Here is a 13,827-nt window from a genome sequence, read left to right as displayed (position 1 = left end):
GTCGATCCCGTGTCCTCGCGTCCGGCGCAGCACCCTGGCGGGCGACGATGAGCCGGCATGGGATCATGGACGATCAATGTACGGTTCCAGGGCGGATACACGTTATCGGGTTACTCGTGGTTAATTGCCTAATCCTGTAGACATCGCCCATCCGGGAGTGAGGAGCGTTCGCTATCGCGACCTGTCGGTATGATGCTTGCCCGTTCCTTCAAAGATCTTGCCCAATCCTGCAGGGATCGGGTTTTGTCATCAAAATGCCGGCTGGCTGGCCTATACTCGCGCTTTATCGAAAAACGATAATTAGTCGGCCAACGAGAGGGCGGAGTCGTGAGTGTCGTGCAGCCTGTTTTCGAAACACTGGATGATGAGATCGACCAATTGGCAAATACTCTGTCTCGTCAGATTCAGAAATGGGCACCGGAAGAGGGGCTGACCCCGACGGCGGTGCCGGGGCTGGAACTGGTGCGCGCCAACTCCTCGTTGACCAACTGTATCGGCTCGACGGTCTATGACCCTTCGCTCTGCCTGATCGCGCAGGGGAGCAAGAGAATATGGCTGGGGGATCGGGAAATCGATTATGGGCCGCTGAGCTGCATGGTGTCGGCGGTGCATCTGCCGGTATTGGGCAAGGTCACCGAGGCTTCGACGGAGCGGCCCTACCTGGGGCTAAAACTCGCCGTCGATGCCCAGGAAGTCACCGATCTAGTGCTGGAGCTGGGAGAAGGGCTGGGCGAGATGGAGGAGCGGGCGTGCGCCGAGACCGCTTGCGGCCTTGGGCGCGTGCAGGCCGAGAAGGGGTTGGTGGAAGCCATGCTGAGGCTGGTGAAACTGCTCGACGCACCCCAGGACATCCACATTCTCGCCCCGCTGGTGCGGCGCGAGATCTTCTATCGTGCGCTGGTCGGCGAGATCGGCCTGCACATGCGCAAGTTCGCGGTGGCCGATACCCAGACCCACCGTATCTCGAAGGTGATCGCAGTACTCAAGGATCGCTTCACCGAGCCGCTGCGCGTTCGCGAGCTGGCGGACATGGTGAACATGAGTGAGTCGTCGCTGTTCCACAGCTTCAAGCAGGTTACCCGGATGTCGCCGGTGCAGTTCCAGAAGAAGCTGCGATTGCACGAAGCGCGCAGGCTGATGCTAGCCGAAGGGATGGAGGCGGCCACCGCCAGTTTCCGCGTGGGGTACGGAAGTCCATCCCATTTCAGCCGTGAATACAGCCGCCTTTTCGGCGTGCCGCCCCGCACGGACGTGAGCAAGTTGCGCGGCGAGCTGCCGCAGACCGCTCGCGCCTGACCGTTTACCTCAGTCGTCGGGGACGGCTGGCGGATTTCAGTCCCCGATGACCATCACGGCTTCGGCTTCCACCTGGCTGCCCTTGGGCAGTTCCTTGACGCCGACTGCGGCACGGGCCGGGTACGGAGTCTGGAAGTACTCTTCCATGATCTGGTTGACCACGGCGAAGTTGCTCAGGTCCGTCAGATAGATATTGAGCTTGACGATGTCCTGCATCGAGCCAGCGGCTTCATGGCACACCGCCTGCAGATTGGTGAAGACCTGGCGCGCCTGGGCCTCGAAGTCCTGGGAAACCAGTTCCATGGTCTTGGGGTCGAGCGGGATCTGCCCGGACATGTACACCGTATTGCCGGCCTTGATGGCCTGCGAGTAGGGGCCGATGGCGGCGGGTGCCTGCTCGGTATTGATGACGGCTTTGTTACTCATGGCATGGCTCCTTGTCGTTATGCGATGTGCGCATTGCGATGGACAAAAATAACGACGCCGCCGCGTCCGCGTTAGCGGGCGCGCCGGGCATCGTAAAAACGAAACGACCGACCCGCCGCTCCTGTTGGCGGCGGGTCGGTCGCCATGGTGTCAACTGCGAACGCGAGTGATCTTGCCGACGTGGGGCAGGTTGCGCAGTCGTTTCATGATACTTGCTAGATGCACGCGGTCGTGGACGGCCAACGTTAGGTTGACGATCGACAGGCGTGCATCGCGTTCCTCGATGCCGATGCGTTCGATATTGGCATCGGCGTCGGTCACCAGGCCGGCCAGTTCGGCGACCAAGCCGCGCCGCGTCTCGACATGCAGACGCAGCGCCACCGGGAAATCTTGATCGATCTGCTGTGACCACTCCAGGGCGAACAGCTTGTCGGGATCGTCACGCAATTCTCGCAGGTTACCACAATCATGGCGGTGTACCACGATTCCCTTGCCGACCGAAAGATGGCCGATGATGGGGTCCCCGGGCAGCGGATAGCAGCAGCGTGCGAAGCTGATGATCATGCCCTCGGCGCCGTTGATCACGATCGGCATCCCGGAACGCGACGCCGTGGCGACTTCCTCGGCGGTTTCCGGCGCGTTGCACTCCAATAGACGGCGCGCGATGGCGTAGGCCATGCGCGTGCCGAGCCCGATCGATTCGAGCAGATCGTCCTCGTGCTTGAGATCGAGTTCTTCGAGTATCGCCGCCAGGCGATGCTCGGGCAGCTCCTCGAGGCTGGTTTCGAAGGCACTCAGCGCGCGGTTGAGCAGGCGCCGCCCCAACTGCACGGATTCGGTGCGCTGCTGATGCTTGAGGGCGTGACGGATCGCCGAGCGCGCCTTGGCGGTGACCACGAAGTTGAGCCAGGCCAGGTTGGGCCGGGCGCCGGGCGCGGTAATGATCTCCAGCGTCTGGCCGCTTTCCAGGGTCGAGGACAGTGGCGCCAGATGGCGGTCGATGCGGCAGGCGATGCAGCTGTTGCCGATGTCGGTGTGCACGCTATAGGCGAAATCCACTGCAGTAGCACCGCCGGGAAGCTCCATGATGTCGCCCTTGGGCGTGAACACGTAGATATCGTCGGGGAACAGGTCGTTCTTGACGTGTTCGATGAACTCCAGGGAGTTGCCGGCGTGGCGCTGCATCTCGAGCAGCCCGCGGACCCATTCGCGGGCACGGGCATGGCTGCCGGCGCCGATGGGGCGCTCGGTCTGACCGGCCTTGTACAGCCAGTGCGCGGCGATACCGTTGTTGGCCATCGCTTCCATCTCGCGGGTGCGAATCTGCACCTCAACGGGCATCCCGCTAGGGCCGAACAGCGTGGTGTGCAGGCTCTGGTAACCATTGGCCTTGGGGATGGCGATGTAGTCCTTGAAGCGTCCCGGCACCGGCTTGTAGAGATTGTGCACCGCGCCGAGGATGCGGTAACAGGTGTCGACGTCATCGGTGATGATGCGAAACCCGAACACGTCCATGATCTCGGCGAAGGGTTTGCGCTGGTCGCGCATCTTGCGATAGATCGACAATAGATGCTTCTGACGGCCCACCACGCTGCCGCCCAGCGCATCGTCATCGAGGCACTTCTGCAGGCTGTCCTGAATCTGGCGCATCATCGAACGACGATTGCCGCGCGCCTTGGTGACCGCACGCTTGATGCGCTCGGCGCGCATCGGGTGGATCGCCTGAAACGAGAGATCCTCGAGCTCGACGCGAATGGTGTTGATGCCCAGCCGCCCGGCGATGCGGGCGTAGATTTCCAGTGTCTCGCGGGCGATGCGGCGCTTCTTGTCCGGGCGCAACGCACCCAGCGTGCGCATGTTGTGCAAGCGGTCGGCGAGCTTGACGATGATCACGCGGATGTCCTGAGACATCGCCAGGACCATCTTCTGGAAGTTCTCCGCCTGGGCGACCGCCTTGTCCTCGAAGGTGATCTGGGTCAGCTTGGAGACGCCATCGACCAGTTCGGCCACGGGCTCGCCGAATTGCCGGGTCAACGCCTCCTTGGTCACGCCGGTATCTTCGATGACGTCATGCAGCATGGCGGCCATCAAGCTTTGATGGTCCATGTGCATGTTAGCGAGGATGTTGGCGACCGCCAGCGGGTGGGTGACATAGGGCTCGCCGGAGCGCCGCCGCTGGCCGTCATGGGCCTGCTCGGCGTAGTAGAAGGCGCGCTTGACGTGCAGAATCTCCTCGGGGGGTAAGTAGCCGCCGAGTCGGTCCGCGAGATCGTCGATGGTGAACATAGCGCGCGCCTTCGAGAATGGAGAGAACTTAGTCGTTGTACTCTCGCTCGGGACGCGGCTTGGGAGCGGGCGGGTCGACGACTTCGTCGAGGACGTTGACATCGACCAGGCCGGCCGCGATTTCGCGCAGTGCCATGACCGTGGGCTTGTCGTTTTCCCACGCCAGTTGGGCATCGCGCGAGCCGCGAGCGAGCTGACGTGAACGCTGCGTGGCGATCATCACCAACTGAAAACGGTTATCGACGTTGTCGAGGCAATCTTCTACGGTAACGCGTGCCATGAGTGTGAACCCTGATCGAGAAATAAAAACGGCGTAAGCCAGACCTGCGGAAGGAGCTTCGAGTCTACTCGACGTCTTCCACGCGTGACAAGAGCGCCGCCAGCAGTGGCGCGTGAGCTTTCCGGACCCGTGTCACGCGGGTGCGTTCGGCATGCACCAGACAACTCAGCTCGTCGAGCGCGTGGGCGAAGGTGTCGTTGATGATGATGTGCTCGTATTCGGCGTAGTGTGACATCTCGTCGACCGCATCGCGCATGCGCCGGGCGATGGTCGCCTCGTCATCGGTGCCGCGCCCTGAAAGCCGCGCGTGGAGCGCCTCACGCGAAGGCGGCAGAATGAACACCGAGACCGCCTCGTCGAAGGCCGCACGCACTTGGCGAGCCCCTTGCCAGTCGATTTCCAGAATCACGTCTTGGCCGGCGTCGAGCAGGGCCTGAACGGCGGCACGCGAGGTGCCGTAGTAGTTATCGAAGACCCGCGCATACTCGATGAAATCGCCGCTTTCGATCAGGCGCTCGAAGGTCGTGACGTCGACGAAGTGGTAGTTGACGCCGTTGTGCTCGCCGGGGCGCATGGCGCGCGTAGTGTGCGAGACGCTGACCTGGATGCCTGCGATACGTTCGAGAAGGGCACGTACCAGGCTGGTCTTGCCCGCGCCGGAAGGCGCCGAGACGATGTAGAGTGTCCCTTTTGACGGAAGCTGAGTGGGCATAGGGCGTGTCCGATTGAGCCGCTTCTGGGGAAACGAGCATTATCGCATACACTTCGTGTCCTGCCGACATCGCGCAGGATGCGCGCCACCTGACAAGGAAACGTTTGCATGTCCCCCACGGGTATTTCCTCAAGTGATTCGACGACGCGGCTGGGTTTTGCCGGGGTCGCCTTCGCGTTTCTCGTGACCATGCTGGGCACGACGCTGCCGACACCGCTCTACCCAGGCTATCAGTCGGCCTTTGGCTTCTCGCAGCTCGTCATCACGGTGATCTTCGCCGCCTATGCCGTGGGCGTCATCGCCGCACTGTTGATCACCGGGCGCTGGTCGGATCAGTTGGGGCGCCGTCCGCTATTGTTTGCGGGGTTGGCGGCAGCGGCGCTTAGCGATGTCGTCTTCCTTGCGGCCGATGGTCTTTCCACGTTGCTGGCTGGGCGCGTGCTGTCGGGGATCTCGGCCGGTATTTTCACCGGCACGGCGACGGTGGCCGTGGTCGAGTCGGCGCCCGAGGCCTGGAAGCGCGCGGCGACCTTCGTCGCTACCGCCGCCAACATGGGCGGCCTGGGCTTGGGACCGGTGGTCGCGGGCGCCTTGGGTGAATATGCCGCGTGGCCGCTACACCTGGCGTATGCCGTGCACCTGGGGCTGCTGGCGATCGCCGTGCTGGGGGTCGCCGTGGCGACGGAGACCGTGACGCGGCCACCCCGGGTTCGCCTGCGCATACAGCGTTTGAAGGTGCCCGCCGAGGTGCGCGGCGTGTTCGTGCCGGCGGTGATCGCCGGGTTCGCCGGATTCGCGGTGCTGGGATTCTTCACCGCCACCGCACCGGCGTTCATGAGCCAGGTGCTGGGGCATTCGAATCTGCTGGCGATCGGCTTGGTGGCCGGTTGCGTGTTCTTCGCCTCGACGCTGGGACAGCTCGTGCAGGGGCGTCTGCCCGAGGCGCATCGCTTGCCGCTGGGGTGTGCCGTGGTGATTGTCGGCGCATTGACCGTCGGGACGGGACTGGCGTTGGCGACGCTGTGGGTCTTCCTGCTGGGAGCGCTGATCGTTGGTTTGGGTCAGGGTGTTGCCTTTCGCGCCGGGCTGGGCGCCGTGGCGGCTGCCTGCCCGCTGAATCAGCGCGGCGCGGTGACGTCGACCTTCTTCGTGATCGCTTATGTGGCGATTTCGATTCCCGTGGTGGGCATCGGCCTGGTGGCGCGGCTCGTCGGCCTGCAAGCCACCGGCGTGGGATTTGCCATCGGCGTGGCCGCACTGGCGGGCGCCGCTTTGGTATCATTGCAGCGTCAGCGTGCCGCCACGGTGGTGCGTTAAACGTTTTACCCGTCAGCCTTTCCGTCAGTGCCCAGGAGCCTGAGAATGTCCGAGTCCCCCACCCGTCTTCGCCTCCGCCGCCCCGACGACTGGCACCTTCACCTGCGCGATGGTGACGTGATGCGCCTGGTGCTGCCTGCCACTAGTCGGGTCTATGGGCGCGCCATCGTGATGCCCAACCTGATGCCGCCGATCACTACGCTGGCGGCAGCCGAGGCTTACCGTGCACGGATCCTCGAGGCGGTGCCGGCCGGTCATGACTTCACCCCGCTGATGACCTGCTACCTCAACGAGAGTGTCAGTGCCGAGACGCTGGAGGCAGGGCACGCCAGCGGCTTGCTGACGGCGGCCAAGTTGTATCCGGCCAATGCCACCACCAACTCTCAGCACGGCGTCAAGCGCATCGCGGATATCTATCCGCTACTCGAGACGATGGAGCGGATCGGTATGCCGCTGCTGGTGCATGGCGAAGTCACGCGCGGCGAGATCGATATCTTCGATCGCGAAAAGTTCTTTATCGACGAGGTGATGATCCCGCTGCGCCAGCGTTTCCCGGCACTCAAGGTGGTGTTCGAGCACATCACGACCGGCGACGCCGCGCAGTATGTCCTCGAGGGTGATGCCAACCTGGCCGCAACGCTGACGCCGCAGCATCTGGCGCACAATCGCAACGACATGCTGGTCGGCGGCATTCGTCCGCATCTGTATTGCCTGCCGATCCTCAAGCGGGCCGAGCACCAGCGGGCGCTGCGCGCGGCAGTGGCCAGCGGTCATCCGCGGTTCTTCCTGGGCACCGACTCGGCGCCGCACGTGGTCGCCGCCAAGGAAACGGCCTGCGGCTGCGCCGGGGTGTTCAACGCCCAGGCGTCGTTGTCGGTATACGCGGAAGTGTTCGAGGAAGAGGGCGCACTCGAGCACTTCGCGGCATTCTGCTCGGAGAACGGCCCGCGCTTCTATGGCCTGCCGCTCAACGATGAGGAAATCGAGCTCGAACGTCGCCCTTGGACGATGCCCGAGCGTACCGAAGGTCACGGCGAGACATTGAAGCCCTTCAAGGCCGGTGAAACCCTGGCCTGGACGGTCAACACCGGACGCGATTGATACGCCGGGGTCAGGTCGTCTTCGATAGGCGCGGTAGGTGCGCCACGTCTGACTCGCGTAGTGGGCGGATCTCCCAGCCGCGTGTTCCGTATGGCGCCACCCATTGCGGCATGGCGTTATCGGTGCGCGGGCCTTCCGGTGAACCGCCGTCGAGATAACGGATCACCCGGATCAGTCCGGAATGGCCGACGATCAGCGGCGTCTCGTGCTCGACGAGCAGGGCATTGAGCGTAGCGACGATGCGGGTGACGAAATCCGCCCAGCTTTCCCCGCCCTCGGGCGAGAGCAGATAAGGCATCGTCTCGGGGATGGGGTGTTCTTCGTGCTCGCCCCAATGGCGTTCCTTGAGCCCACCGATCAGGCAGTGCGGGGCACGTCCGGTGGCGAGTTCCGCCGTACGTCGGGCGCGTTCCAGGGGGCTGGCGACGATCAATGGCCAGACGACGTCGCCGAGCAATAACGATGCCTGGTGCGCTTCTCGTTCGCCTTGCGCAGTGAGGGGGACATCGCGCTGGCCGGCGATCCGACGGTTCAGGTTACTGGTGCTCTGGCCGTGGCGCAGAAAGACGAAGGGACGACGAATCAGCTCGGGCATGGCGATGACTCCAAAAAATCCTGACTCGATCCTATCAGGCCAAGCGTGGCGGAGCGCGTATTCCGTGTCATGGATGGCAATGGCCGTCATGTTAAAGTGCCCAGATTTAGACTTAAGTCTAAATCTGAGAGAATTGATCGTTTCGGCCCACAGGTTGCGAATTGGTCGCGACACGTTGTCTTCGGGACACGTTCTTTTCGATACGTTCCTCAAGATCAGGACCTCAAGACAGGAAAATGCCCATGAGCGCATCCACAGACGCGTCGACGCCTTCCGGCGGCGCCGCGCACCCACGATTGGCGGAATTGGCCCTGGCGCTGGGTGGCTTCGGTATCGGTACCGGTGAATTCGTCATCATGGGATTGATGAGCCGCGTCGCCGACGATCTTCAGGTGGCAGTTCCCGATGTCGGCTACGCCATCAGCAGTTACGCGCTCGGCGTCGTCGTCGGGGCGCCAATCATCTCGGCGTTGGCGGCACGGCTGCCCAAACGCGCGTTACTGATCGGGCTAATGCTGCTGTTCGCTCTTGGCAACTTCGCCAGCATCATGGCGCCGCATTTCGGCACCTTCGTTGGGCTGCGCTTCATCGCCGGCCTGCCGCATGGGGCCTACTTCGGCGTCGCGGCGCTAGTGGCCGCGGCGGCGGTGCCCGTCGATCAACGTGCCCGGGCGGTGGCGCGTGTCATGACCGGGTTGACCGTGGCGATTCTGGTCGGCGCCCCGTTGGCCACTTGGGTGGGCAATTTGATCGGCTGGCAGGCGGCTTTCGCCGGTGTGGGTGGCATCGCGTTGCTGACGGCGCTGATGGTGCGCCTATGGGTGCCGTATCAGCCTGCCGACCGTCAGGCCAGTCCCAAGCGCGAGATGACCGCGATGATCAAGCCGCGCGTACTGTTCACGCTGGGTGTGGCCTGTTTCGGGTGCGGTGGCATGTTCGCGGTGTTCAGTTATGTCATGCCCACGCTCACCGAGCAGGCCGGCATGGCCGAGTCGCTGGGGCCGCTGGTGCTGGCGATTTTCGGGGTGGGTACCATCCTGGGTAATTTCGCCGGCGCGCGTATCGCCGACTGGAATCTCTTGCGCGGCATTCCGATCATTCTGCTGTGGGTGGCGTGCGTACAAGGCGGTTTTTACTTCGCCGCCAACTCGGTGTGGACAGGGTTTTTGTTCGTGGCGCTCGTCGGGACCAGCATGGCTGTCGCTCCCGCCATGCAGACGCGGTTGATGGACGTCGCCGAAGACGCCCAGACCATGGCGGCCTCGCTCAATCACGCCGCCTTCAACATGGCCAATGCGCTCGGCGCCTGGTTGGCTGGCGTGACCATCAAGGCGGGGCTGGCGTGGTCGTCCACCGGCTTGGTGGGCACCTCGCTCGCCTTGTTGGGTATCGCGATCTTCGCCACCGGCCGCTGGCTGGAAAAGCGCGAGGCATTGCAGCAGTCCGCTGCTTCGTCATAAGGCACGCCGCGAGTCGCGTTTTGACGTTGCTCGCGGTCGTCACTCTCCTTGCATCACAACTCTCTCGGCATCTTCATTGTTCGGCAAAATTTAAGTTTTTCCTTATTCTTGCCGATGGGGCTTTAGGGGCAGTGTCGCCCAGCCGCATCGCAAGGTGAACGTACTCGCGATACTTCGCGGGGTGGGACCATTGAAACCACCAGAATGGACGTCGTGGAGAAATGCTATGTCGGGGATGGAAAATGGGGGTGTAGTTCGGGAAAAGGGTAAATTCGCGGTGCTCGGATTTGCGTTGTCATGCCGTCTGCAGGCAGTGGAACAAGAGGATGCGTCGCGGCTGCTCGATGCGCTGGATGCAGAACTCGAGTCGCACGGTCTGGTCATGGGCGGCGGGGTCGACGCGGCTCGGCTGGATGTCTTCGTGTTGCCGCGCAAGGGCGCCAATGCCTCGCAGGACGAGCGCCTCGCGCTAGCAGAGTGGCTCGAGCAACAGCCGCAGTGCATGGACGTGGCGGTGGGCGACTGGGTGGATGCCTACGGGGTGGAGTGACCATTGTCGGTGTCGAGCTCTCACAAGCCCGACGAATCGGCTCAGGGTAACGCGTGCTCCATTCATCCATTAAAAACGGGGTGATCGCGTTCACACCAGAAAGCTGAACTTCTCGCGCAACTGTTCCCAATGCGCGTGGGAACTGGCGGCGAGCACTTTGCCTTGATGGATCGTTGGCTGGTAGGGCGTGCCGTCGAGCAGCGCCGAATAGCCACCCGCTTCGGCGTGGATCATCAGCCCGGCGGCGTGATCCCACGGCATCAGCTTGCCGGTGAGCATGAAATCGACGAAGCCGAACGCCATGGTGCGATATTCGTGGCAGGCGCAGCCGAAGGCCATCATGCGCTGGAAGTCGGGGAAGGTCGCCGCCAGTTGATACTGCTGCGGCTTGGCAAACAGCCGGATCGAGGTGGAACCGACCATCTCGTCGAACTTGTCGGTGTCCGAGACCTGCAGTTGGCGCTGGGTGCCGTCGGGGCGGCCGAACCAGGCGCCTTCGCCGTGGCGGGCGACGATCCAGTCGTCCGCCATCGGATCATAGAGCAGGCCGAAGATCGTCTCGCCGAAACTGGTCGCCGCCAGAATCACCCCGAATTGATTGAGCCCACGGGCGAAGTTCCAGGTGCCGTCGACCGGGTCGATGATCAGCGCCAGCTCGGCGTCGGCGATGTCATCGAGACTGGCGCTGCCTTCGGCCACCGCTTCCTCGCCGATTACCGTCGCCTCCGGGAGCAGCTCGCGGATCGCCGCCGTCATCATCCGCTCCGCGCCCTGGTCGGCATCGGTCACCAGGTCGTCCGGCGCGCTCTTCGAGCGGATCGCGCCTTCGGAGAGATTGCGAAAGCGCGGCAGGATTTCGGTCTTGGCGGCATCGCGCACGATCTCGATCAGGCGCTGCTGTTGCGTGAGGCTGATGGCACTGGCGGGCATGCGAGTCTCCTGAGTCGTTGGTCTCGCTCCTAGAGTAACCGATTCCGGCGTCCAGGTTCGTCGGCCCGCGTCTCAAACCGTGCCATCAGCCCACGTTCTCAGCCCGATCCTTCAATCCGTACCCTGTGTCGATGCCACCTGACGAGCGCGCCCGGCGCCCAGCGCCATGACCAGCGCGCCCAGCCCCAGCACACTCACCAGAAAACCGACCACGTTCCAGTCACCGCTCCAGTCGTGCAGCACACCGACCAGCAGCGGCCCAAGCGCCGCGAGGGTATAACCGATGCCCTGGGCCATCGCCGAGAGACTAGCCGCGGTGGTGGCATCGGGTGCGCGCAGCGCCAGCAGCGTCAACGCCATACTGAAAGTACCGCCTTGACCCAGGCCCAGCACCACGATCCACAGCCATATGCTGTCGATCGGGGCGTAGAGGCAGCCCAGCAGTCCGGTCAGGGTGAGTGTCATCACGCCAATCAGTACCGTTCGCTGATCGCGCATACGGCTGCCGATCCACGGCGCTAGAATCGCGGTGGACACCTGTAGCAGGATCGATACCGACAGCGCCAGCCCCGCGGTGACTGCTGCCAATCCGCGATCTTGCAGGATTGTCGGTAACCAGCCGAACACGATATAGGCCAGCGACGACTGTAGTCCCATGAACAGCGAGACTTGCCACGCCAGTGGGTCGTGGCGTAGCCGCGCACCGCGACGAACGGGAACGCGAGTGGGTTTGGTGTCCTTGAGCTGCGGCAGCCAACACAGCGCGGCGATTACCGCCGGCAGCAACCAGAACGCCAGCGCGCCTTGCCAGGGGCTGTATGAAGCCCCCTGTGAAGCGCCTTGCCACGCGCCGTCCAATAATTGACGCAGTGGCTCCGTGGTGCCGGCAGCGGCGGAAGCGCCGAGGTTGAGCGCCACGGTGTAGAGGCCGGTCATGATACTGACGCGTCGGGGGAAGTCGCGCTTGACGATGCCCGGCAGCAACACCCCGATGATCCCGATGCAGCCGCCGGCGATCGCCGTGCCCAGGAAGAGCCCCAGTGTGCCGATATAGGGCCGCGCGAGCAGCGCTACCGCCAATACCACAAGCGCGGCAAACACACTGCGCTCCGGGCCGATCCGGCGGACCAGGCGTGGTGCCAGTGGCGCCGCCAGACCCAGAAACAGCACCGGCAATGTGGTCAGGATGCCTTGCCAACTGGGGGAGAGCGCCAGCGCTTCACCGATGTTGCCGAGCACCGGCGACACGCTGGTCAGCGCCGGGCGGAGGTTGAGCGCCACCAGCAGCAGCGCGACGAGAGTTAGAACACCCCGGCGGGGGATCGCGGAAGTCGACAAGAGAACCATCCTTGGAAATCGAAAGGTAATGCAGCACGGCGGCAAAGCCGAAGACGCAAGGGTAGCCGATTACGGTCAAAATCGGGATGGTTCTACGCCAATGGTCGAGGATGAGTAGTGGTTTCGACTCCGTGGGTGACGGTTGGCCATAGTAGTGGTCTGCTTGCTTTCTCGGAAGCCGTCAAAGGCTCCGCCGCCGTCTTATACACGGATGAGTGCCTATGTGCCTCGCTGCGTCCGCGAAAAGAAGTCTTCTCCTCCGATCTGGCCGCCCTTGAGCACTACCTCCAATCCCTCTATCGGTGAGCCGGGAGCGATGAGGCGACATAGATGACCACCCTGTGTCTCATCGAAAGCAACCAACTCCAGGGCATCAGCGCCGATACGGCGCATGGCATGGCTGGATGTGTCACCGCCGGCGAAAACGATACGGGGGATGGCTGTTTCTCGACGAAGGTGCTGAGCCAAGAGAGCGTATACTTCTCCCACTGCCAGCGATAAACGATCACTAGCTAGCTCATCGACGAGATCGGCGTCTTGGAGCGTCGTCGCGACACCGACCATCTGGCTCTGGGTGAAGGCGCCCATCACCTCGTGAGCGAGCCTTTTCGATAACGCACCAGGGGAACGCAATGCCTCCATGGGGGAGATCGTCACGATGCAGCCACCTTGCGCTTCCAAGTGTGCGAGTTGCTTACGGGTCTGGGGCGAGCAACTGCCGGATAGCACCAGTAGCCTATCCACTCCAGGATACGTCGTGGGCAGTGGCTCGCGTTGTTCCATGTCGCGCGTGACCAGTCCACCTAGGGCATCGGCCAGACCCTGCGCCGCTACTGCAAGGGTGGGATGTCGCTCGGCAAGCTTAAGAATAAGCTTGGCGGCATGATGCATCTCAGCTGCTTGTGTCGCATCCATAACCACGAAGCGTGTCTCTTCTACGGCGGATGCCAAGCACTGCCAGCCGCCGTCGTGCCGTTGATAATCCAGCAACGTGACCGCTCCCGGAGGGATGGCGGTCTGCGCCATGAGGTGACGCCGTAGGTCGGCTTCGCCCATTGGGGTCGATGGGTGATATGCCATCGCAGGGTTCTGATCCAGACGGCATATTTCGTTTTCATAACGTGTAAACAGATGGGAAAAGGCCGTGTACCGACCAAAAGCCGGCGTGGCAGGCAAGATGGGAAGAGCACATTCCGGCCATCGGCGTCGGGCTAGATCCATGACATGCCCTATGCTACCGATGGTGGGCGAGGAATCGAAAGTCGAGCAAATCTTAAACTGCTTGAGGCGGGGGTTGAGGGTGTCTAACAAGGCAAGAGCAGGGGCCACTTCCTCGGTCATTGCCGAGGGAGCCAGGCCACGAGCTGTGCCTGCTAGTCCCACTACGTCCAGTTCGGAGGCCATCTCAAGAATCGCCTCCCGATTGCTGCTGGTGAAGAATAATCTGCCCCGAAGCCCATGGCGGCAGAATTGCGCCAAGTTTTCTGTCGAGCCTGTGAAATCATCGCCATAGAAGGCGGCCAAAAGTTGTTTCAT

General features: G+C 62.9%; 13 protein-coding genes. 5 read left to right on the top strand and 8 right to left on the bottom strand.

The window, feature by feature from the left end; genetic code table 11:
• Positions 1–327 precede the first annotated feature (327 nt).
• The gene (locus tag L1075_RS08855; protein ID WP_246941460.1) at positions 328–1,296 is read left to right on the top strand and encodes an AraC family transcriptional regulator; all 969 of its coding nucleotides are present in this window, start codon (positions 328–330) and stop codon (positions 1,294–1,296) included.
• Between the two features lie 36 nt (positions 1,297–1,332).
• Here the strand turns inward: L1075_RS08855 and L1075_RS08850 are convergent, their stop codons facing one another.
• The 4 genes from L1075_RS08850 to gmk all read right to left on the bottom strand — a co-directional run bounded on the left by L1075_RS08850 (position 1,333) and on the right by gmk (position 5,000).
• Positions 1,333–1,722 (bottom strand): RidA family protein, encoded by a 390-nt coding sequence (locus L1075_RS08850; RefSeq protein WP_040240358.1) that lies wholly within the window; start codon positions 1,720–1,722, stop codon positions 1,333–1,335.
• Between the two features lie 150 nt (positions 1,723–1,872).
• Entirely contained in the window at positions 1,873–4,008 is a 2,136-nt protein-coding gene (spoT, locus tag L1075_RS08845; protein WP_178998918.1) for a bifunctional GTP diphosphokinase/guanosine-3',5'-bis pyrophosphate 3'-pyrophosphohydrolase, read from the bottom strand.
• Between the two features lie 28 nt (positions 4,009–4,036).
• The gene (rpoZ, locus tag L1075_RS08840) at positions 4,037–4,288 is read right to left on the bottom strand and encodes a DNA-directed RNA polymerase subunit omega (protein ID WP_040240363.1); all 252 of its coding nucleotides are present in this window, start codon (positions 4,286–4,288) and stop codon (positions 4,037–4,039) included.
• Positions 4,289–4,352: 64 nt separating this feature from the next.
• Positions 4,353–5,000: a guanylate kinase gene (gmk, locus tag L1075_RS08835; protein ID WP_246941458.1), complete on the bottom strand. Its 648-nt coding sequence runs from the start codon at positions 4,998–5,000 to the stop codon at positions 4,353–4,355.
• A gap of 108 nt (positions 5,001–5,108) precedes the next feature.
• On the opposite strand from gmk, the gene L1075_RS08830 reads away from it, so the two are divergent.
• Positions 5,109–6,317 (top strand): MFS transporter, encoded by a 1,209-nt coding sequence (locus tag L1075_RS08830; protein WP_246941457.1) that lies wholly within the window; start codon positions 5,109–5,111, stop codon positions 6,315–6,317.
• A gap of 45 nt (positions 6,318–6,362) precedes the next feature.
• On the top strand, positions 6,363–7,418 hold the full coding sequence (pyrC, locus tag L1075_RS08825; RefSeq protein WP_246941455.1) for a dihydroorotase: 1,056 nt from the start codon (positions 6,363–6,365) through the stop codon (positions 7,416–7,418).
• A 10-nt stretch (positions 7,419–7,428) separates the two neighbouring features.
• Here the strand turns inward: pyrC and L1075_RS08820 are convergent, their stop codons facing one another.
• Positions 7,429–8,013, bottom strand: a complete 585-nt coding sequence (locus L1075_RS08820; protein WP_246941453.1) for a histidine phosphatase family protein — start codon at positions 8,011–8,013, stop codon at positions 7,429–7,431.
• A gap of 242 nt (positions 8,014–8,255) precedes the next feature.
• On the opposite strand from L1075_RS08820, the gene L1075_RS08815 reads away from it, so the two are divergent.
• Together L1075_RS08815 and L1075_RS08810 are read left to right on the top strand one after the other, a co-directional pair.
• Complete coding sequence (locus tag L1075_RS08815; protein ID WP_246941451.1) at positions 8,256–9,473, top strand: MFS transporter; 1,218 nt, start codon at positions 8,256–8,258, stop codon at positions 9,471–9,473.
• Between the two features lie 226 nt (positions 9,474–9,699).
• On the top strand, positions 9,700–10,023 hold the full coding sequence (locus tag L1075_RS08810) for a 50S ribosome-binding protein YggL (protein ID WP_246941449.1): 324 nt from the start codon (positions 9,700–9,702) through the stop codon (positions 10,021–10,023).
• Positions 10,024–10,113: 90 nt separating this feature from the next.
• On the opposite strand, the gene L1075_RS08805 is transcribed toward L1075_RS08810, so the two are convergent.
• The 3 genes from L1075_RS08805 to L1075_RS08795 all read right to left on the bottom strand — a co-directional run bounded on the left by L1075_RS08805 (position 10,114) and on the right by L1075_RS08795 (position 13,827).
• The gene (locus L1075_RS08805; RefSeq protein ID WP_246941448.1) at positions 10,114–10,953 is read right to left on the bottom strand and encodes an inositol monophosphatase family protein; all 840 of its coding nucleotides are present in this window, start codon (positions 10,951–10,953) and stop codon (positions 10,114–10,116) included.
• Between the two features lie 111 nt (positions 10,954–11,064).
• Positions 11,065–12,300, bottom strand: a complete 1,236-nt coding sequence (locus L1075_RS08800) for a CynX/NimT family MFS transporter (RefSeq protein WP_246941446.1) — start codon at positions 12,298–12,300, stop codon at positions 11,065–11,067.
• Between the two features lie 210 nt (positions 12,301–12,510).
• Positions 12,511–13,827, bottom strand: coding sequence for a four-carbon acid sugar kinase family protein (locus tag L1075_RS08795; RefSeq protein ID WP_178998927.1), 1,317 nt, complete (start codon positions 13,825–13,827; stop codon positions 12,511–12,513).

Origin of the sequence: Chromohalobacter beijerinckii (genome assembly GCF_023061185.1) — a bacterium.
Taxonomy (GTDB): domain Bacteria; phylum Pseudomonadota; class Gammaproteobacteria; order Pseudomonadales; family Halomonadaceae; genus Chromohalobacter; species Chromohalobacter beijerinckii.
Note: the sequence above shows the minus strand (reverse complement) of the source record. Positions and strands in the feature narration are given on the sequence as shown.

Coding starts and splice junctions, on each gene's coding strand:
- L1075_RS08810 (WP_246941449.1), top strand. CDS start 9,700: ATGTCGGGGATGGAAAATGGGGGTGTAGTTCGGGAAAAGGGTAAATTC.
- L1075_RS08815 (WP_246941451.1), top strand. CDS start 8,256: ATGAGCGCATCCACAGACGCGTCGACGCCTTCCGGCGGCGCCGCGCAC.
- L1075_RS08850 (WP_040240358.1), bottom strand. CDS start 1,722: ATGAGTAACAAAGCCGTCATCAATACCGAGCAGGCACCCGCCGCCATC.
- rpoZ (WP_040240363.1), bottom strand. CDS start 4,288: ATGGCACGCGTTACCGTAGAAGATTGCCTCGACAACGTCGATAACCGT.
- gmk (WP_246941458.1), bottom strand. CDS start 5,000: ATGCCCACTCAGCTTCCGTCAAAAGGGACACTCTACATCGTCTCGGCG.
- L1075_RS08795 (WP_178998927.1), bottom strand. CDS start 13,827: ATGAAACAACTTTTGGCCGCCTTCTATGGCGATGATTTCACAGGCTCG.
- L1075_RS08830 (WP_246941457.1), top strand. CDS start 5,109: ATGTCCCCCACGGGTATTTCCTCAAGTGATTCGACGACGCGGCTGGGT.
- L1075_RS08820 (WP_246941453.1), bottom strand. CDS start 8,013: ATGCCCGAGCTGATTCGTCGTCCCTTCGTCTTTCTGCGCCACGGCCAG.
- L1075_RS08800 (WP_246941446.1), bottom strand. CDS start 12,300: ATGGTTCTCTTGTCGACTTCCGCGATCCCCCGCCGGGGTGTTCTAACT.
- pyrC (WP_246941455.1), top strand. CDS start 6,363: ATGTCCGAGTCCCCCACCCGTCTTCGCCTCCGCCGCCCCGACGACTGG.
- L1075_RS08805 (WP_246941448.1), bottom strand. CDS start 10,953: ATGCCCGCCAGTGCCATCAGCCTCACGCAACAGCAGCGCCTGATCGAG.
- spoT (WP_178998918.1), bottom strand. CDS start 4,008: ATGTTCACCATCGACGATCTCGCGGACCGACTCGGCGGCTACTTACCC.